A 1573-nucleotide genomic window follows, 5' to 3' on the forward strand; every position below is an offset into this window, starting at 1 on the left:
ATGGATAAATTTCTCTTGTGTTAAATCAGGTCGATCAAGATAACCTTTGGTGACTTGAGCGCCACCAATATACAACTCTCCTTTTACACCAAAAGGACATAGATTTTTATATCGATCGAGAACATAACCGGTCGAATTAAAAGCTGGTCGTCCGATAGGAACTGATGTCTCATTATCCAATTCATCTTTATTCACAAAATAGGAGGTTACTGATACTGTAGTTTCTGTAGGCCCATATTCATTGATCACTTGATGATGGGGGCATAACGATAACCATCGTTTCACATCGGTACTTAGAACTACATCTGCACCAAGTAACAAATAACGCAAATGAACTAAATCAATCACTTCCTCGGGATAATTCAATAACATTTCAAGATAACCAGGGGTTAACTCTGTATGAGTGATTTGGTGTTTTTTAAGATGAGTCAGATAATGTTGTGGATTTGTTTTTTGAGCATCTGTGGCTATAGCAATAGAACCACCCACTAATAAAGGAGCAAGGGTACAAGGTACAGAGAGATCAAACGCAATAGATGAAGAAAAATCAATAGTACACTTTTCATCAAAATGTGTTGTCTCAGTGAACCACTTGCAATAATTAATAACGTTCTTATGTGTAACAACAACTCCCTTTGGCCTTCCTGTAGTACCAGAAGTAAACATAACATAAGCAGTCTTATCTGCCATTGTTAAACTGTCTTCAACCTGCTCATGGATTTCTTGAGGTGTCGATAAAATAGCCTCTACAGTTAACAATTCAATTTTTTCTCTTTTTGTTTAAAAAATCGTTAAATTGTTCCACTGATTTTTGTTGAATAAAAAGGCAAGAAAGATTAGCATCTTCAACAATTTGTTCTATTTTTAACAAAGGATATTTTGTATCAAGGGGTACATAAGAACAATTTGCCTTTAAAATACCCAGTATAACAGCAAGCATCTCTATACTTCGATGAAGATACAACCCGATAAAACGTTGTTGAGGAAGTCGTTGCTGCCGTATTCGATTAGCAACTCGCTCAGCGAGTTCATTCAATTCCAGATAAGTTACTGACAAATGACCAAAATAAACAGCTATTTTATGGGGATGGTTAACAACCTGTGTATCAAAAAGCACTGTCAGTGATTTTTCAGGAAGATATCTAGTTTTTCCTTTTCCCCACACCTGTAATAAATTATAACGTTCTGCTTGGGTCAAAAACAAAATTTTCTTGCGCTTACAAAAGGATGATTAATTAACTGAATAAGGATATTAACGAGATGTTGAGTACAATGCGACATAAGCTCTTTCAGTAAGGAATCATCTCTGTTCAGCTCCATGCGATGCAGAATTTCAATCTCACCTAAATTCGGATCTAAATTAAAATAAAGTACGGTTTTCTTTTGACAAGGATAATCTTTGTTAGCTCCTGTAAGGTTGATAACAACCCCCGACTCCATGTGATTTCCTTCCAACTCAGGGTGTCTTGCAGCAATATCACTCAGTAAAACAGAGCGCTTATCGAGTTCGAACAATGATTTAGTGACTGACTCCAGTGCCTCTTGAAATGAAAAATCATTTTCTTATGGAAAA

At 36.0% G+C, this 1573-nt stretch carries 3 protein-coding genes; all 3 read right to left on the reverse strand.

Translation table 11 applies throughout. From position 1 onward, the window contains the following. The coding region (locus tag BN58_RS16335; RefSeq protein WP_019217741.1) for an AMP-binding protein at positions 1 to 759 on the reverse strand (759 nt) is incomplete at its 3' end. A 1-nt stretch (position 760) separates the two neighbouring features. Continuing rightward, the gene (locus tag BN58_RS36510; protein WP_019217742.1) at positions 761 to 1204 is read right to left on the reverse strand and encodes an AMP-binding protein; all 444 of its coding nucleotides are present in this window, start codon (positions 1202 to 1204) and stop codon (positions 761 to 763) included. Beyond that, complete coding sequence (locus BN58_RS16345; protein ID WP_019217743.1) at positions 1195 to 1515, reverse strand: hypothetical protein; 321 nt, start codon at positions 1513 to 1515, stop codon at positions 1195 to 1197. Before BN58_RS16345 ends, BN58_RS36510 begins: the two co-directional genes overlap by 10 nt. Between the last annotated feature and the right edge of the window lie 58 nt (positions 1516 to 1573).

The organism is Legionella tunisiensis, assembly GCF_000308315.1.
Lineage (GTDB): Bacteria > Pseudomonadota > Gammaproteobacteria > Legionellales > Legionellaceae > Tatlockia > Tatlockia tunisiensis.